16 protein-coding genes are annotated in these 15,947 nt (G+C 73.8%); 4 read left to right on the forward strand and 12 right to left on the reverse strand.

Annotated elements, in window-relative coordinates; translation table 11 throughout:
• Positions 1 to 52: 52 nt before the first annotated feature.
• The 11 genes from IE295_RS11105 to IE295_RS11150 form a co-directional block, all read right to left on the reverse strand.
• Positions 53 to 832 (reverse strand): spherulation-specific family 4 protein, encoded by a 780-nt coding sequence (locus tag IE295_RS11105; RefSeq protein ID WP_190063377.1) that lies wholly within the window; start codon positions 830 to 832, stop codon positions 53 to 55.
• Entirely contained in the window at positions 820 to 1,734 is a 915-nt protein-coding gene (locus IE295_RS11110; RefSeq protein WP_086573224.1) for an NAD-dependent epimerase/dehydratase family protein, read from the reverse strand. Before IE295_RS11110 ends, IE295_RS11105 begins: the two co-directional genes overlap by 13 nt.
• Before the next feature lie 102 nt (positions 1,735 to 1,836).
• Positions 1,837 to 2,976 (reverse strand): hypothetical protein, encoded by a 1,140-nt coding sequence (locus IE295_RS11115; protein ID WP_190063378.1) that lies wholly within the window; start codon positions 2,974 to 2,976, stop codon positions 1,837 to 1,839.
• Positions 2,973 to 4,505: a DUF3492 domain-containing protein gene (locus IE295_RS11120; protein WP_372478810.1), complete on the reverse strand. Its 1,533-nt coding sequence runs from the start codon at positions 4,503 to 4,505 to the stop codon at positions 2,973 to 2,975. Before IE295_RS11120 ends, IE295_RS11115 begins: the two co-directional genes overlap by 4 nt.
• A gap of 161 nt (positions 4,506 to 4,666) precedes the next feature.
• On the reverse strand, positions 4,667 to 6,307 hold the full coding sequence (locus tag IE295_RS11125) for a dipeptide ABC transporter ATP-binding protein (protein WP_190063380.1): 1,641 nt from the start codon (positions 6,305 to 6,307) through the stop codon (positions 4,667 to 4,669).
• Positions 6,304 to 7,293: an ABC transporter permease gene (locus IE295_RS11130; protein WP_190063381.1), complete on the reverse strand. Its 990-nt coding sequence runs from the start codon at positions 7,291 to 7,293 to the stop codon at positions 6,304 to 6,306. The genes IE295_RS11125 and IE295_RS11130 overlap by 4 nt, the downstream gene beginning before the upstream one ends.
• Positions 7,290 to 8,294 (reverse strand): ABC transporter permease, encoded by a 1,005-nt coding sequence (locus IE295_RS11135; protein ID WP_190063382.1) that lies wholly within the window; start codon positions 8,292 to 8,294, stop codon positions 7,290 to 7,292. Before IE295_RS11135 ends, IE295_RS11130 begins: the two co-directional genes overlap by 4 nt.
• A complete protein-coding gene (locus tag IE295_RS11140; protein WP_190063383.1) occupies positions 8,291 to 10,009 on the reverse strand; it encodes an ABC transporter substrate-binding protein in 1,719 nt (572 codons plus the stop codon). The genes IE295_RS11135 and IE295_RS11140 overlap by 4 nt, the downstream gene beginning before the upstream one ends.
• Positions 10,010 to 10,173: 164 nt before the next feature.
• A complete protein-coding gene (locus IE295_RS34400; RefSeq protein ID WP_342749518.1) occupies positions 10,174 to 10,266 on the reverse strand; it encodes an Ms4533A family Cys-rich leader peptide in 93 nt (30 codons plus the stop codon).
• Between the two features lie 120 nt (positions 10,267 to 10,386).
• The gene (locus IE295_RS11145) at positions 10,387 to 11,730 is read right to left on the reverse strand and encodes a DUF3152 domain-containing protein (RefSeq protein WP_190063384.1); all 1,344 of its coding nucleotides are present in this window, start codon (positions 11,728 to 11,730) and stop codon (positions 10,387 to 10,389) included.
• Positions 11,723 to 12,709, reverse strand: coding sequence for an alpha/beta fold hydrolase (locus tag IE295_RS11150; RefSeq protein ID WP_190063385.1), 987 nt, complete (start codon positions 12,707 to 12,709; stop codon positions 11,723 to 11,725). Before IE295_RS11150 ends, IE295_RS11145 begins: the two co-directional genes overlap by 8 nt.
• Before the next feature lie 140 nt (positions 12,710 to 12,849).
• Between IE295_RS11150 and IE295_RS11155 the strand changes: the two genes are divergently transcribed.
• The 4 genes from IE295_RS11155 to IE295_RS11170 all read left to right on the forward strand — a co-directional run bounded on the left by IE295_RS11155 (position 12,850) and on the right by IE295_RS11170 (position 14,758).
• Entirely contained in the window at positions 12,850 to 13,080 is a 231-nt protein-coding gene (locus IE295_RS11155) for an Rv3202a family protein (protein WP_190063386.1), read from the forward strand.
• Between the two features lie 192 nt (positions 13,081 to 13,272).
• The gene (locus tag IE295_RS11160; protein ID WP_190063387.1) at positions 13,273 to 13,911 is read left to right on the forward strand and encodes a TetR/AcrR family transcriptional regulator; all 639 of its coding nucleotides are present in this window, start codon (positions 13,273 to 13,275) and stop codon (positions 13,909 to 13,911) included.
• 166 nt (positions 13,912 to 14,077) lie between these two features.
• Positions 14,078 to 14,305, forward strand: a complete 228-nt coding sequence (locus IE295_RS11165) for a DUF3107 domain-containing protein (protein ID WP_190063388.1) — start codon at positions 14,078 to 14,080, stop codon at positions 14,303 to 14,305.
• Positions 14,306 to 14,479: 174 nt separating this feature from the next.
• Positions 14,480 to 14,758, forward strand: coding sequence for a hypothetical protein (locus tag IE295_RS11170; RefSeq protein WP_190063389.1), 279 nt, complete (start codon positions 14,480 to 14,482; stop codon positions 14,756 to 14,758).
• 58 nt (positions 14,759 to 14,816) lie between these two features.
• Here IE295_RS11170 and IE295_RS11175 read toward each other — a convergent pair whose 3' ends face one another.
• Positions 14,817 to 15,563 carry a ferritin-like fold-containing protein gene (locus tag IE295_RS11175; protein WP_190063390.1) on the reverse strand — a complete coding sequence of 249 codons (747 nt, stop codon included), beginning with the start codon at positions 15,561 to 15,563 and terminating at the stop codon, positions 14,817 to 14,819.
• Between the last annotated feature and the right edge of the window lie 384 nt (positions 15,564 to 15,947).

The following is a 15,947-nucleotide window of genomic DNA, read 5'->3' on the forward strand; positions in this document are numbered from 1 at the left end:
GCGCCCCCGCGCGTGCGGGGCGCACGTACCCGTAACACTGCCACGCCCCGTCTCATTCCGAGACAGCAGGTCCGATGCGCGAGACGAACTCGTCCCAGTAGCCGGGCAGGGACTCCCAGGGATCGACCTGGTCGTGGTCGGTGCGGTCGGTGAAGTAGACGGTGCCCGCGCCCTGCCAGCGGGCGATGCGCAGCGCCTCGTCCAGGTGCGAGCGCGGCACGCCGTGCACGAGGTGGCAGAAGCGCTCGGGAGGGTGCTCGGCGGTCCATTCGGCGGCCTGGGACCAGCGGTAGCGCGACCAGGGGCCGGCGAAGGTCACCAGCTGGTCGGCGAGGGCGGCGTAGCCGGCGGCGGGCTGGGTGCCGTGCACGAGCACCACGTGCGCCTTGTCGAGCAGGGTGCGCAGCGCGCCGATCACGCGCCGGGTCTCCGGGAGCGAGGCGGCGTCCGCCGGGCAGCGGCCCAGGGCGAAGCCGTCGACCCGGTACCAGTTGAGGAAGCGCTGGGCGTCCGAGAGCAGTTCGCCGAAGGGGCGCGAGCCGTATCCGACGTCGAGGTGGCCGAGGACGCGGATGCCGGCGGTCCGCAGCGGGACGACGGCGGAGAGCCAGTACGGGTCCTGGCGGCTGCCCGGCCCGCCGGTGACGCCGCCGGACTCGCGCAGGGAGCTGCCGCCGAGCACCACCCAGTCCAGGGGCAGCCCGGCCCGCTGCAGTCCGCCCCATTCGGCGGGGGCGACCAGGGGGTGGGCGAAGCCGGGGACCGCGAGCCGGAGGGGGGCCTTGCGGGCGGAGAGGGCGCGGCGGTGGCCCGGTGAGATCAGATACGACACGCCGCCTCCATCCAGATGTCGGCCAGCGACTCCTCCAGGCCGATGCGCGGCCGCCAGCCGAGGCGGTCGCGGGCGGTGCGCACGTCGGCCTGCTGCCAGCTGCCGCAGCCGTCGGGGTAGGGGTAGGCGGGCGGGGCGCCCAGGTGCGGGTCGTCGAGCTCGTGCAGGGCGCCGCCGAAGCCGGCGACGCGCGCGAGCAGGTTCGCCGCGTCGCGCAGCCGCACGGCCCGGCCGGTGCCGATGTTGACGGCCCCCTGGGCTGCGGACAGCGAGGCGGCGTGCACGGCCCGGGCGATGTCGCGGACGTCGACGAAGTCGCGCTGCACGCCCAGCCCCGTGAGCTTGAGTTCGTTGTCGCCGCTCTGCATCGCCCGCCGCATGGCCTCGGCGAGCCGGCCGAGCGGGGAGCCGGCCGGGGTGCCCGGGCCGACCGGCGAGAAGACCCGCAGCACGATGGCGTCCAGGCCGGAGCCGAGCACCAGCTCGGTCGCGGCGAGCTTGCTGACCCCGTACGGGCCGCCGGGGCGCGGCACGGCGTCCTCGGCGGTGGAGGAGCCGGGCTGGGAGGGGCCGTACTCCGAGGAGCAGCCCACCTGCACCAGGCGTGCCCCGCAGCCGCTGCGGCGCAGCGACTCGCAGACGGTGGCGACCGCCACGGTGTTGTGCCGGGTCAGCTCGCGGGCCCCGCCCCTGGTCGCGCCCGCGCAGTTGATGACGACTCCGGGATGGACGGCGTTGAGGAAGCGGGTGAGCGCGCCGGGGCTGCCGGTGGCCAGGTCGAAGCGGACGTCCGCGTCGTCCCCGCGGCCCAGCGCGGTGAGCTGGACGGCGGGGTCGGCCAGCAGCCGGTCGGCCACGAAGCGGCCCAGGTAGCCGTTGGCGCCGAGCAGCAGGACCCTCATCGGTCGTGCCCTCGCTCTCGCCCGGTGGTGCTGCGGGGGTGAACGGTCATCGTCCTTGTTCTCCTCTTGAGGTGGGTGGGTCACCGGGCGAGGGCCGCTCCCCTATGCCTTCGGCACAGGGGGCGCCCCCAGGGGACTGGCGGGAGTGGGCACGTGCGGGAGGTCCCCGCGTCCGTGGACCGAGGCCCGGGACAGGGCGGGGAAGGCGTGGGCCAGCAGGGCGAGGGCCGGCAGCGCGCAGGCGACGAGCGGTATCGCGGCGGGCCCGTAGGCGTCGGCCGCCCAGCCGACGGGCCGGCGCAGGGCCTCGCAGCCGGGCAGGCGGGCGGCGAGCAGCGCGCCGAGCGGCACGGCCTCGGCCACGGCGGCGGCGAGGGTGGCGGCGACGGCCGGCCGGGCCAGGCCGTGCGCGGCGAGCAGCCGGGCCAGGAAGAACAGCCCGCCGAGCGCCGCGACGGCGGTGTAGGCGAGGAGGGGGCCGGCGGCCGGCCCGGCGGGCGAGGGTCCGGCGGGGAGGGCGGTGCGCGCGGGCCACAGGAAGGCCAGCAGCGCGCCCACGAACAGCGCGACGGTCACCAGCAGCGCCGGCCGCACCCTCCTGCCGAACTCGGCGAGGCCCCGGCTCGCGCCGAGCACGCGCCGCGCCCGGCCGGCGAACCAGTGGGCGCACCAGGCGGCGGGCGCCACCGAGCAGGCCAGGGCGAGCGCGGTGGGCGCGGCGGCGGTCACGGCCGCGGACACCAGGGCCTGCGGGGCGAGGCCGCCCCGGCCGTGCAGCAGCAGGCCGACCAGGCAGTCGCCGACGAGCCCGTAGGCGACCAGCCACAGCCAGGCGAGCGATCCGGTGGTCCCCCAGCCGCCGAGGAGCACGGCGCAGGGGCCGCCGCCGGGTCCGGGGGTCCCGGGCTCCGGCGTCCGGTCGGCCTCCTGCCCTCGCTCCACGCGCGCGTGGAGCTCCTCGGCGAGGGAGAACACGTCACGGTGGCGGTACTCGGCGGCCACCCGGTCGCCGACGCCGCGTGCCTCCAGGCCGGCGGCGATCTCCAGCGGGTCGACGGCGTCGGCGCACAGCGCGTGGTGCCGCCGCAGGAGCGCCTTCACCGGGTCGGCCGGCGTCCTCTCCTCGTGCGCCCCTCCCTCACCGGGGGCCTGTCCTTCGCCGGGCGCGGCGTCACCGGCCGTCTCTCCGGCTATGCCGACGGGGTTCGGCGCGGCGTTCCCGGGCCGCAGCGATGTCGTCATGGGCGGCCCGCCCAGGTGGGTGAGGCGGCGCGGGGGGAGACGGTGAGCGGCTGCTGGGAGCCGGCGGCGTGGGAGAAGGGGACGGAGGGGTCCGGGGCGGCGTGCTGGACGGGGGCGCGGGAGAGGACCTCGAGGTAGAGGGCGCCGAAGGCGGAGACGTTCTGCTCGACGGTGAAGAGCTCCAGGGCGCGGGCCCGGGCGGCGGCGCCCAGCCGGGCGCGGCGTTCGGGCTCGCGCAGCAGGGCGAGGCAGGCCTCGGCGAGGGCGCGCGGGTCCTGCGGGGGGACCACCAGGCCCGTACCGCCGATGACTTCGCGGACCGCGCCGGCGTCGGGCGAGACCGTGGCCCGGCCGCAGAACATGGCCTCCGCCAGCGCCACAGGGAAGCCGTCGGCGGCTCCGGAGAGGATGACGACGTCGCCGGCGGCGTAGTCCTCGGGGCCGCAGGCCACTCCGTAGGAGACGCCGTCGGGCGTGCTGCCGGACGCGGGGGGCCGGCCGATCACCCTGAGGCGTACGTCCGGCTCGGCGACCCGCATCGTGGCCAGCGCCTCCCACAGGTGGGGCTCGACGTCGCCGCCCGCCCACACCAGGGCCGGTCCGCCGGCGGCGGTGTCGTTCAGGTCTCCCTCCCCCACCGCTTCGTAGAGGGTGGCGTCCATGCCGGGGTGGATCGTGCGCAGCCGGGCGCGGTCGGCGCCGCAGCGCTCCTGCCAGCGCCGGGCCTGGCCGTCGCCGGCGGTGATCAGGGCGGCCTCGGCGTAGACCTGGGCGGCCAGGCGGCGGTGGAAGGCCGACAGGAGGGTGCGTACGGGAAGGGAGAGCGCCTCGGTGCCGGCGAGGTAGTACTCGCGCAGGTGGACCTCGTACTCGGTGACGAGCAGGGGGGTACCGAAGAAGCGTTTGGCCAGCAGGCCCGGCAGGGCGGCGGGCCCGGCGGAGGTGGCGTGGCACAGGTCGACGGCGGCCAGGCCCCGGTCGCCGTCGGCGCTGCCGTACCAGTCGAGGGAGAGCGGTCGCAGCGCCCGTTCCAGGAAGCCGGAGACGACGAGGAGGTCGGCGACCTTGGTGCCGTAGGCGGCGGGGTGGGCGCCGGGGGCGCGGCAGGCGGTCTCGAGGGAGCGCAGGGCCAGTTCGGAGCGGAGGGCGGCGGCCAGGCCGCCTTCGTCGCGGGCGAGGTCGGCGAGTCCGTGCAGGCCGTCGGCGAAACGGTACGCCTGGTCACCGGGGAGCGTGATCGCCGCGGCCAGGTCCCCGAAGTGCCCGGCGAACCGGCGCCGCTGCTCCCGGCCGTAGGAGCCGTGGGCGCTCCCCACGCTCCCCGGCGCGGGGCCGCCCCACAGCGGGGCCGCCCGCACGCGGCGGACGTTGCCGGGCAGCGCGTGCCAACCGCTGTCCTCCTGGCGGGCGCTGCGGCTCAGGGCGTAGAGCTCGAAGTCGTGCTGGCCGAGTCCGCGCACCAGATGGTCGCACCACTCCCCGCCCTCGCCGGCGGCATACGGATATCCGCCCTCGGAAAGCAGTCCCACACGCACGAACGCACCCCCGTTCTCCCTTGTCGGCAGCCGCCGTTACGGCAGCGGGGAGCACGCTATGCGCGCTTCCCGGTGGCGCGGCGGACGGTTGTCCGTCGCGCCACCGGAAGGGGTGAACAGGAGTGACTTTCCAACAGATGGGACGTTGTCTCGCGCTATGCAGCGGCTTCCGCCGGTTCGAGCACCGGCACCGCCGCCAGCAGGCCCTGGGTGTAGGCGTGCCGGGGTTCTTCGTAGACGGAGTCGGCCGGGCCCTCCTCCACGATCCGGCCGCCCCGCATCACCACGAGCCGGTCGCTGACCTGGCGTACGACGGCGAGGTCGTGGGCGATGAAGACCAGGGCCAGGCCCAGGTCCCGCTGCAACTCGCCCAGCAGCCGCACGACCTGCGCCTGGGTGGTCACGTCGAGCGCGGAGACGGGCTCGTCGCAGACGATCAGCTTCGGCTCGGGGGCCAGCGCCCGGGCGATGCCCACGCGCTGCCGCTGGCCGCCGCTGAACTCGTGCGGGTAGCGGTGGTAGGCCCCGGGGTCGAGCCCGACGCGCTCGAGCAGTTCCCTTACCCGCGCGGTGATCTGAGTGTCACCCAGCTTTCCGGCGGCCCGCAGCGGGTCGGCGATGGACTCGCCGATGCTGCGGCGCGGGTTGAGCGAGGAGACCGGGTCCTGGAAGACCATCTGCAGTTCGCTGCGGAACGGGCGCAGCTCACGCTCCTTCAGGCCGCCGATGTCGCGGCCCCGGTAGCGCAGCTCGCCGGCGGTGGGCTCCAGCAGGCGCACCAGCATCCGGCCGAGCGTGGTCTTGCCGCTGCCGGACTCGCCGACGACGCCGACGGTCTCGCCGGCCCGTACGGTCAGCGACACCTCGTCCACCGCGTCGACGGCCCGCTTGCCGCGCCCGAACCGCCGCGTCAGGCCCACGGCTTCGAGGAGCACGCCGTCGTCGTCCCCGCCCGCGCGCACGGCGGCGGGCCGGGTCTCACGGCGGACCCCGACGCGCGGGACGGCGGCCAGCAGGTCGCGGGTGTAGGTCTCGCGCGGCGTGCCGAGCACCTCGCGCAGCGGGCCGTGTTCGACGGCCCGCCCGTCCTTCATCACCAGCAGCTCGTCGACGCTGCCGGCCGCGACGCCGAGGTCGTGGGTGACCAGGATCAGGCCCATGCCGGTCTCCGCGCGCAGCTCGCGCAGCAGGCCGAGGATCTGGGCCTGGACGGTGACGTCGAGGGCGGTGGTGGGCTCGTCGGCGACCAGCAGGCGCGGTTCGCAGGCCAGGGCCATGGCGATGAGGGCGCGCTGGCGCATGCCGCCGCTGAACTCGTGCGGGCGGAAGCGGGCGCGGCGGGCCGCGTCCGGGATGCCCACGCGGTCGAGGACCTCGGCCGCGCGGGCCCGGGCGGCCCGGCGGGAGGCGTCGCGGTGGTGGACGCGGTAGACCTCGGCGATCTGGTCGCCGACGGCCTGGTACGGGTCCAGGGAGGAGAGCGGGTCCTGGAAGACCATGGCCGCCACCGCGCCGCGCAGCCGGCGCAGCCCGGCGTCGTCGGCCGCCCCCACGTCGTGCCCGGCGACGGTCACCGAGCCGGTGACGCGGGCGCCGGTGCCCCGGTGCAGGCCCAGCAGCGCGTAGGCGGCGGTGGACTTGCCGGAGCCGGACTCGCCGACGATGCCGAGGGACCCGCCGGGCGGGAGGGTGAAGGACAGGCCGTCGACGGCCCTGACGAGAGGGTCGTCCGGGCCGGGACCGGCGGGGAAGGAGACGGACAGGCCGTCGACCGCCACCAGCGGCTCGGTCGTCATCGCAGGGCCACCCTTCGGTCGGCGGCGGCGTAGAGCACGTCCGCCACGATGTTGGCGACGACGACGGCGGTGCCGGTGACCGTCACCACGGCGACGACCACGGGCAGGTCGAGGCTCTTGGTGGCGTGCACCAGCAGCTGCCCGATCCCGGGCAGGCCGAACATCATCTCGGTGAGCACCGCGTTGCCGAACATCGACCCGAAGTCGGCGGCCGACAGCGCGATGACGGGCGCGACGGCGCCGCGCAGGGCGTGCCGCCCGATGAGCGAGCGCTCGCCGACGCCGTAGGCGCGGAAGGTGCGGATGTGGTCCTCCGCCAGCGTCTCCAGCATCGAGGAGCGGGTCAGCCGGGCGTACTTCGCCGACTCCAGCAGCCCGAGCGCGGCCCACGGCAGCAGCATGTTCCAGGCCCACTGCTCGGGGTCGTCGGTGAGCGGCACGTAGGTCGGGAAGGGCAGCCACGCCAGGTAGGCGCAGAAGAGCATCAGCAGGCCGAGGCCGCTGATGAAGACCGGGGTGGCCGTTCCGGCGAGGGTGAGCCAGGTCAGCACCCGTTCGGTGATCCCGCCGCGGCGCAGCGCGGACAGCAGGCCGGTGCCGGTGCCCAGCAGCAGCCACACGGCCATGGCGCCGACCGCGAGCGAGGCGGTGGCCGGCAGCCGCTCGAGGAGCATGTCGGTGACCTGCTGGTTGTTCTGGTACGACAAGCCGAAGCACGGCGCGTCGCAGTGCAGGACGCCGGCGCCGGTGGAGTAGTCGTGGCCCGCGACGATGCCCTGCAGGAAGTGCCAGTACTGGGTGTACACGGGGTCGCCGAGGGAGAGCTGCTCCCGGACCTGGGCGATCTGCTCGGTGTTGCAGCGCGGGCCGCAGGCCAGGCGGGCGGGGTCGCCGGGGGCGATGTAGAAGGTCGCGTAGACGACGGCGGTGAGCACGAGGACGACGACGAGCGCGCCGGCGGCGCGCCGCAGGAGGTATCCGGTCATGCCACGCCCTCCGCGCCGCTCTTGCGCGTCGCGCGCCGGCTTCTGCCGACGCGGAGCCGTGAGGCCTCGCGCGGGTCGAGTGCCGTGCGCACCCCGTCGCCGAGGACGGTGAAGGCCAGCGTGGTGACGAACAGCATGAGCGCCGGCAGCACCACGTACATGGGGTCGGCGCGGAACCACGTGGTGGCCGACGAGAGCATGTGGCCCCAGGAGGGGGTCGGGGGCTTCACGCCGACTCCGAGGAAGGACATGCTCGCCTCGAGCACGATGTTGGTGGGCAGCAGGACGGCCGCGTAGGTGATCACGGGTGCGGCCAGCGAGGGCAGCAGTTCGCGCCGGGCCACCCGCCAGGTGGAGCCGCCGGTCAGCCGGGCGGCCGAGACGAAGTCGAGCTTCTTCAGGCCGAGGGTCTGGGCGCGCACGAGCCGTGCCATGCCGCCCCACTGCAGCAGGCCGATGGCGATCGCGAGCAGCAGCGGGCGGGGGAAGTCCGCCGGGACGACGGCCATCAGGGCGATGGCGAAGACCAGCAGCGGCATCGCGACCATCACATCGGTGATGTGGGTGAGCACGCTCTCGACGAAGCGGTTGCCGAGCGCGGCCCCGAGGCCGATGCCGACGCCGATGAGGATCTGGACGAGGGTCGCGCCGACGGCGACGAGCAGCGAGACGCGGGCGCCGTACAGGAGGCGGACGAACAGGTCGCGGCCGGTGCCGGGTTCGACGCCCAGCCAGTGCTCGGCGCTGATGCCGCCGAGGTCGCCGAGGGGCACGCCGCCGCGGGCGGAGTCGACGAGGGTGTCGTGGTAGGCGTTCGGGTCCTGGCCCTCGAGCGCGGCCAGCAGGGGCGCGCCGACGGCGAGGAGGACGAGCAGGCCCAGCACGGCGGCGGCCGCGAGCGCGGACCTGCGCGCCCTCAGCCGCCGCCAGACCTGCCGGGCGCCGGAGGCGGGAGCGGCTCCCGCCTCCGGTTCCTGGGTGGTGATCAGGTCCGTCGTCACTTGACCGCGACCTGCGAGATGTCCAGGACGCCGGTCCAGTTGCTGATGACGACGTTCTTGACGTCCTTGCCGTAGAGGCGCTTGTAGACGGGGTGGAAGAGCGGCACGGTCAGGGCCTGCTCGCCGATCTTCTTGTCGAGGGCGCCCCAGCGCCGCGCGGCCGCGTCATGGTCGGTGATCTTGTTGATCTCGTCGATCTCGTCGTTGATCTTCGAGTCGTCGAGGCGGGAGGCGTTGAAGTTGTAGCCGTCCTTCACGATCTGCCGGCCGTCGAAGATCGGCGCCAGGAAGGGGCCGCCGGAGGGCCAGTCGGCACCCCAGTGGGCGAGGAAGAGGCCCGGCTGCTTGTCGACGCTGTGGACCTTCTCCTCGTAGTCGTTGTCCTCCAGCGCCTCGAGCTTGACCTTGATCCCGGCGTCCTTGAGGGCGGCCTGGATGGCGGTCGCGATCTCGGGGCTGGTCTCAAAGTTCTGGGCCGTGGAGTGGGTGAGGGTGATCTCCAGGCCGTCCTCGTGACCCGCCTCCTTCAGCAGCTCCTTGGCCTTGGCCGCGTCGCCCTTGGCGCCCGCCGGGAAGTGGTCGTGGGCGGTGTACCCGAAGGACTTCTGGTTGGGCAGGAACGTGGTCGCGGGCTCGGCGAGCGAGGAGCCGCCGGCGGCGTTGACGACGCTGGTGCGGTTGATCGCGTAGGCGATCGCCTGGCGCACCTTCGGGTCGTCGAAGGGCTTGGCCTTGGGGTTGAACGCCAGGTAGTTGGTGTAGCCGAAGTGGCCGGTGCCGACCCGGCCGGCGAGCTTCTTGTCGCCGGTGACCTGGGCGAGTTCGGCCGGGCCGAGGTTGGTGTCGGTGGTGACCGCGGCGGCGTCGGCGCCGGAGCCCGTGGACAGCCGCTGGTTGATGACCGCCGGGGACAGGCCCGACTTCACCTCGATCCGGTCGGGGTAGGCGTGCCGCTCCTTGTCCGTCTCCTCGGACCAGTGCGGGTTGCGCTCCAGCGTCAGCTGCTCGCCGTCGCCCACGTTCTTGACGACCTTGTACGGGCCGGAGGAGACCGGGTGCTCGGCGTACTTGGCGCCGGTGTCCTTGGCCTTGGGCACGGGGGCGAACTGGGTGGAGGTGGCGAAGTAGGGGAAGTCGCCCTCGGACTTCTTCAGCTTGAAGACGATCGTCTTCGCGTCGGGCGTCTCGATGGAGTCGAGGCCCTTCTTCTCCTTGTACGGGCCCTGGTAGGTGTCGCCGCCGATCAGCCAGTCGCGCAAGTAGGGGGCGCCGCCGGAGAGTTCGGCGGCGAACGAGCGCTCCACGCCGTACTTGACGTCGGCGGAGGTGATGGGCGAGCCGTCCTCGAACTTCAGCCCGTCCTTGAGCCTGTACGTCCAGGTCTTCGCGTCGTCGCTGGGCGTGCCGGTGTCCGTGGCGAGGTCGGGGACGACCTTGGTGCCCTCGGCGCCGTTCTCGCGGTTGCGGGTGGTCAGGGTGCGGTAGACGAGCGAGGGGACGTTGCCGCCGCCGGAGGTGTAGAGGCGCGCGGGGTCGAACTGCTTCTGCGGCGCTCTGTTGAGGACCGTGAGCGTGCCGCCCTTCTCGGGCGCGCCGTCGGCGCCGCCGCCCTGGGCGTCGCTCTCCTTCGGGCCGCACGCCGCCGCGCCGCCGGCCAGGACCACACTGACGGCGGCCGCGGCCACCCGACGGGATATGACGGACATCTGACGCATGACAGGTAGGGCCTTTCGCGGGAAGCGAGGTGAAGGAGAGCGCGAGGCACCCACGGAAGGCGGTCGGGAAGAGCACACGGGAAGCACCGCGGACCGCCCCCGGCGGACGCGACGCTGAAGAACGCGATTGCGCGTGAAGGGGGATCGCCGGAAGGGAGTACTTCTCAGCGACAGTGAATGTCGGCGACCGCGTGTGCGGCCACGCCGATCAGCGCCAGCTGGAAGCCGGCGTTCTCGGAGGCGTGGCGGTGCGACATGCGAAGAAGACTGAACGAATTTTCGGCCCGTGGCAAAGGTGTCTCACATCGGGAGACGGAAAATCTCGCATACGAAGACGCGCGCCGGCCGTCCGGCGCGCGGGCGAGGGGGCGAGGGACTCAGGACGACGAGCCGGCCGCCTCCGGGTGCGGCCAGGGGTTGGGGCGGCAGGTCTTGCCGTCCGTGGTGAGGAACTTCGTCTGCTGCATCATCACGGGGGCGAGCGCGCCCTCCTCGGAGCAGGACTCGTGGTCGTGGCCGAGCCGGTGGCCGACCTCGTGGTTGATGAGCATCTCGCGGTAGAGGTGCATCCGGTCGCCGTAGGTCTGCGAGCCCTGCGCCCAGCGGTAGGCGTTGATCATCACCCGGTCGGTCGCCGCGGAGTCGCAGGAGACGTTGTCCTCGGTGGTGTCCAGGCCGGACTTGGCGCACCAGGTGGCGGTCGTGCCCGGGCTGGCCAGGGTGACCACGAAGTCGGCCTTGCCCGAGGAGACGCGCTCGAAGGTGCGCTTGCCCCCGTGGCCCCAGCTGCGGTCGTCGTTGAGGGTGCGGTGCACGGCGGAGGCGAAGAGCGCGCCGTCCAGCGGCAGCCCCTTCTCCACGTCAACGCGGTATCGCAGCACTTCACCCTTACCAGGGGCCTTGTCGCCGCCCTCGACGGTCTCGAATTCACCCGTGGCGCTCGCCTTGGCGTCCAGCGGGTACGCGCGCGCCATCTTCTGCTCGTACGTGGCGGGGATCGCGACGCCACCGTTGGGCGTCGGTCTGCTGTCCGAGCGGGACGCGGCATCCGGGCCGCCGCGCTTCCCGACGTCCATGGAGCGCGCCTGCGCCTTGCTCTCGGTGGTCTCCTCGACCTGCCCGGCCACCGTGACCGCCAGCACGGCCGTCACCACGGCGGCGGCCACCCCGGTCACCGTCCGGGCCACGGCACCGCCCGGCCCGCGCGAGGCGCTCTCGGCCCGGGCCGCCGCACGGCCCCGCGGCCGTCCTGGCCGGCCGTCCGGCGCGGCCGGCCGGGTGCGGGTGGCGACGGCAGGGCCGCCGGGGCTGAAGCCGGTGGCGGAGTGGGTGGGGCCGGAGGGCTGCCGGCCGGCCGGGGCGGCCTGGGCGCGCTGGGCGCCGATGACGCCCCAGCCGGCGGCCTGCTCGCGTCCGGCGGCGTCCCGGTCCGGGCCGGAGCCCGTCCGCAGGCCGGCGCTGAAGCCGGCGTCGTAGTCGGGACCGAAGCCCGCGTCGAAGCCGGGGCCGAGGTCGGGGCCGAAGCCCGCGTCGAAGTCGGCCGCGAGCACCGCGGCGTCGTCGCCGGAGGCCCCTCCGCGCCTGCGCCCCGAGCCCGGGCCGGGCACCGGCGGCAGCGCCCCGGGTCCGTGGTCGGACGTTCCCGGACCGTCCGGGACGCGGCCGGAGCCTGCGGCGGAGCCTTGGCGGGGCCGGTCGGCGCGTGCGCTGTGTTTACCCACGGGGCGGGGCGCTCCGTTCAGATGTCGTGGCGGTATCCGCGAGCAGTTCCCGGAAGGCGCGGGCCACCACGTCCGGGTCCTCCATCATCGCGACATGACCCGCTTCCAGAAGCGTCAGCAACCGCGAGTCGCGGAACGCCTTGCTCGCGCGGCGGGCCATACGGATGGAGACGAGCTGGTCGCGCACTCCGTACACCAGCAGAGTAGGGGCAAGGACCTTCTCCGCCTGACGCCACAGCGAATGCTGTCCGCCGAGCGTGTAGGCGTCGACGATGCCGCGGGCCGAGCGCGCCATGACCTCCCAGAAATAGGGGAGCTCCAGCCGCCGCTCGTACTCGGCCACCGCCAGGGCGAATCCTTCGGGCGACACCCGCGCGGGGTCGCCGTAGCACAGGGCCAGCACCTCGCGGGTGCGGCGCTCGGGCGTCCAGTCCTTGGTCATCCGGGCGAAGAGCGAGACGACGCCCGGCACGGCCAGCAGCCCGGTGGGCACCGCCGTGCGCTGGGGCCGCAGCTCCGGGAGGGCGGGCGAGACGAGCGTGAGGGTGCGGACCAGGTCGGGCCGCACCGCCGCGACGCGGGTGGCGATGGCGCCGCCCATCGAGTTGCCGATGAGGTGGACGGGTCCCCGGCCGGAGGCGTCGAGGTAACGGATGACCACGCGCGCGTACCCGGTGATGGAGTAGTCGCCGTCCTCCGGGGGCGGTGCGTCGCCGAAGCCGGGCAGGTCCAGCGCCTCGCCGTCGACGGTGTCCGCGAGCCGCTCCATCAGCTCGGACCAGTTCTGCGAGGAACCGCCGAGTCCGTGGACGTAGAGCGCGGGCGGCAGCCCCTCGCGGGCGGGCGGCCGGGAGCGCACGGCCAGCGTGATCCCGGGCAGGGTCACCGTGCGCAGCTTCTCGCCCGCACTGACCTGCGAGGACCGCGTGGGCGGCACCACCGGCACGGCGCGGGCATCCGGCGACTCGGTCGAAGACATGCGGGCAATGTTACGAGACGATCACGCCGGGGCTGTTGTGGCGGCGGTCACAGATCGTCTGGCGGTGCGCGTCCGCGTCTCCTAGGCTCGTACCAAGGAGTACGAGGGCGCTCATCCTGGATGCTGGAAAGGGATCCCGCATGCCTGTCGACCCGACCGACCCGGACACCTTCGAGGAAGTGGACCTCGTGGAAACCGACGTGATCACCTACGACGCCGAGGCGCCGGAGGCCGACGCCGCGGAGCAGCACGCCGACCTGGCCCCGCAGCGCGACGACGCCCCGCCGTCCGGCGACTCCGGCGAGGCCAACGAGGCCGACCGGGCCGAGCAGGCCCGGGTGGTCGAGATCGACGAGGACGACTACCGCTAGCCGCCGCGGTCCGGTACGACGGGGCATACGACCGGGACGGCCGGGGCGCCGTGTACCGCTTGTCGAGTTTGTCGGCTTCCCACAGCGTCCGGTCCGTGAAATTCTCCGCTCCGACCACGCACGGCCCGGTTACCCAAAAGTACGATGGCGGGCGCGGTGCACACCGTGCACGGAACAATCATGGGAGGCGGCGTGACAGCCATCGAGCAGACCGAGGCGCGCCCGCGAGGCACGCGCCTGCCGCGCCGAGCCCGACGAAACCAGCTCCTGGGCGCCGCGCAGGAGGTCTTCGTGGCGCAGGGGTACCACGCGGCGGCCATGGACGACATCGCCGAGCGCGCGGGCGTGAGCAAGCCGGTCCTCTACCAGCACTTCCCCGGAAAGCTGGACCTCTATCTGGCGCTGCTGGACCAGCACTGCGAGAACCTCCTCCAGGCCGTCCGCACCGCGCTCGCCTCCACCTCCGAGAACAAGCTGCGGGTGGCGGCCACCATGGACGCCTACTTCGCGTACGTGGAGGACGAGGGCGGCGCCTTCCGCCTGGTCTTCGAGTCCGACCTGACCAACGAGCCGGCCGTGCGCGAGCGCGTCGAGCGCGTCTCGCTGGAGTGCGCCGAGGCGATCAGCGACGTGGTCGCCGAGGACACCGGCCTGTCGAAGGACGAGGCGATGCTGCTGGCCGTGGGCCTCGGCGGGGTCTCCCAGGTCGTGGCCCGCTACTGGCTCTCCAGCGAGAGCGCCGTGCCCCGCGAGACCGCGGTCCAGCTGCTGACCTCGCTGGCCTGGCGCGGCATCGCGGGCTTCCCCAAGGTCGCGCACGAGCAGCACTGACCCCCGCGCCCGGGCGCGTCGCACGTGTTCGCTGCGAGCGTGCGGACCGGGCCCGGCCGGGCGCCCGCGCCCGGCTAATGTGTGGAACGTACGGCGCGGCTCACTCCGCGCACCCCTCCCCTGGGCACAGCCGAGGGGGAACCCAAAACCTTCGGAGGGACAGACCGTGGAGGTCAAGATCGGCGTGCAGCACGCGCCCCGCGAGATCGTTCTGGAGAGCGGGCTGGCTGCCGAGGAGGTCGAGCGCGCGGTGTCCGAGGCGCTGGCCGGCAAGTCGCAGCTGCTGACCCTGGTGGACGACCGCGGCCGCAAGGTCATGGTCCCGGCCGACCGCCTGGCGTACGTGGAGATCGGCGAGCCCACCGTCCGCAAGGTCGGCTTCGGCGCGATGTGACCCGCTTTCAGCGGAAATGAACGGCGGGGCCCCGGTGTTGAATTCACCGGGGCCCCGCCGTTCTTCGCACGTCACACCGGGCCCGGAACGAGGGTTGCCCGGGGCGGTCATGGGGTAAGACCGCTACGACCGATTTGCACCCCGCTTCTCGGCCACTCACGGGAGGGAATGAGCATGATCCTCTGGGAAGCGCTCGGCTCGGTCCTGATCGGCCTCGCCGTCTCCTACGGAGCCCTGCGGTGGCTTCCCCCGCGCTACGGGCACTTCCGCTCCCGCACCCTCGCGCTGTCCACCGGACCGGTCGCCGCGCTGTTCGGCGCCCTGCTGACCCACTCGGTGCTGGGGCCGGGCCACACCCTTGCCACCCTCGGGGTGTCGCTGGGCGTGGCCGTCGCGCTGCTCTCCCTGCTGCTGCGCCCGGCGGCCCGGGCCCGCCGATCAGCCACGGCCTGAGGGGCGGACCCGCGGGATCCGGTGGTGCGCGTTGTCGCTACCGCTGCCGCGTCCTTCGTTACGCCGCCAGGCCGAGCGCTGCCATCCGCTTGGTGTGCGCCTCGGTGATCCGGGAGAACATCTTCCCGACCTCCGCCAGGTCGAAGCCGCCGGCCACGCCGCCCACCAGCATCGTCGACAGTGCGTCACGGTCGGCGACCACGCGCTGCGCCTGCGAGAGCGCCTCGCCCATCAGCCGCCGCGCCCACAGCGCGAGCCGGCCGCCCACGCGCGGCTCGGCCTCGATCGCGGCGCGCACCTTCTCGACCGCGAACGTGGCGTGCCCGGTGTCGTCCAGCACGGCCAGCACCAGCGCCCGGGTGTCGGAGTCCAGCCGGGCCGCGACCTCGCGGTAGAAGTCGCTGGCGATCGAGTCGCCCACATAGGCCTTGACCAGGCCCTCGAGCCAGTCCGACGGCGCGGTCTGGCGGTGGAACTCGTCCACGCCGGCCGCGAAGGGCTCCATGGCCCCGGTGGGCTGCACGTCGATGGCCTCCAGGCGGTCCCGCAGGCGCTGGAAGTGCTGGAACTCCGCCGCGGCCATCTTGGCGAGCGCGGCCTTGTCGTCCAGGGTCGGCGCCAGCTTGGCGTCCTCCGCCAGCCGCTCGAAGGCGGCCAGCTCGCCGTAGGCGAGGGCGCCGAGCAGGTCCACCACGGCCGCCCGGTACTGCGGGTCGGCGGAGGCGTGGGCCCAGTCCTGGGCGGCGATTCCGGTGAGCTCGGCCACGGGCTCGGTGGCGTTCTCTGGCGTGTCGGGCGTCTCCATGCAGCGAACGATAGCCCCCCGCGCGACACGCGGAAGCCCCTGGTCAGACACTTCCTCCGGATCCGGACACGGGATTGTCCGGACACACATGCGCCTTTCCGGGGTACAGTGGTAATAGGCCAGTCGAGTATTCGACGGGCCGAACTCATGCTGAGTCTTCTGGGGGCGCGTCTCCGGAGCACCAGCGGATGCCCGGTCGGTGGCCCGATCGGCTTCCACAAAACCGACCGCCCTCCGCGCGGTACGTACGAGACGTACGCACACCTGGAGGGATCCGCTAGCGGCACGTGTGCTCGAGCGAAGGCAGTGGTCCCGCGTCACCCGGTCACCCCATGGCCGGATCGTCACCCGGCGCGGTCCGTACGTCACATTCGTACGACCCCC

The sequence above is a fragment of the Streptomyces griseocarneus genome (genome assembly GCF_014655595.1).
In the GTDB taxonomy this organism is placed as follows: domain Bacteria; phylum Actinomycetota; class Actinomycetes; order Streptomycetales; family Streptomycetaceae; genus Streptomyces; species Streptomyces griseocarneus.

What these genes read in the sequence shown, in the direction of transcription:
- IE295_RS11110 (WP_086573224.1), bottom strand. Translation starts at nt 1,734, where the DNA reads ATGAGGGTCCTGCTGCTCGGCGCCAACGGCTACCTGGGCCGCTTCGTG.
- IE295_RS11115 (WP_190063378.1), bottom strand. Translation starts at nt 2,976, where the DNA reads ATGACGACATCGCTGCGGCCCGGGAACGCCGCGCCGAACCCCGTCGGC.
- IE295_RS11125 (WP_190063380.1), bottom strand. Translation starts at nt 6,307, where the DNA reads ATGACGACCGAGCCGCTGGTGGCGGTCGACGGCCTGTCCGTCTCCTTC.
- IE295_RS11130 (WP_190063381.1), bottom strand. Translation starts at nt 7,293, where the DNA reads ATGACCGGATACCTCCTGCGGCGCGCCGCCGGCGCGCTCGTCGTCGTC.
- IE295_RS11140 (WP_190063383.1), bottom strand. Translation starts at nt 10,009, where the DNA reads ATGCGTCAGATGTCCGTCATATCCCGTCGGGTGGCCGCGGCCGCCGTC.
- IE295_RS34400 (WP_342749518.1), bottom strand. Translation starts at nt 10,266, where the DNA reads ATGTCGCACCGCCACGCCTCCGAGAACGCCGGCTTCCAGCTGGCGCTG.
- IE295_RS11150 (WP_190063385.1), bottom strand. Translation starts at nt 12,709, where the DNA reads ATGTCTTCGACCGAGTCGCCGGATGCCCGCGCCGTGCCGGTGGTGCCG.
- IE295_RS11155 (WP_190063386.1), top strand. Translation starts at nt 12,850, where the DNA reads ATGCCTGTCGACCCGACCGACCCGGACACCTTCGAGGAAGTGGACCTC.
- IE295_RS11170 (WP_190063389.1), top strand. Translation starts at nt 14,480, where the DNA reads ATGATCCTCTGGGAAGCGCTCGGCTCGGTCCTGATCGGCCTCGCCGTC.
- IE295_RS11175 (WP_190063390.1), bottom strand. Translation starts at nt 15,563, where the DNA reads ATGGAGACGCCCGACACGCCAGAGAACGCCACCGAGCCCGTGGCCGAG.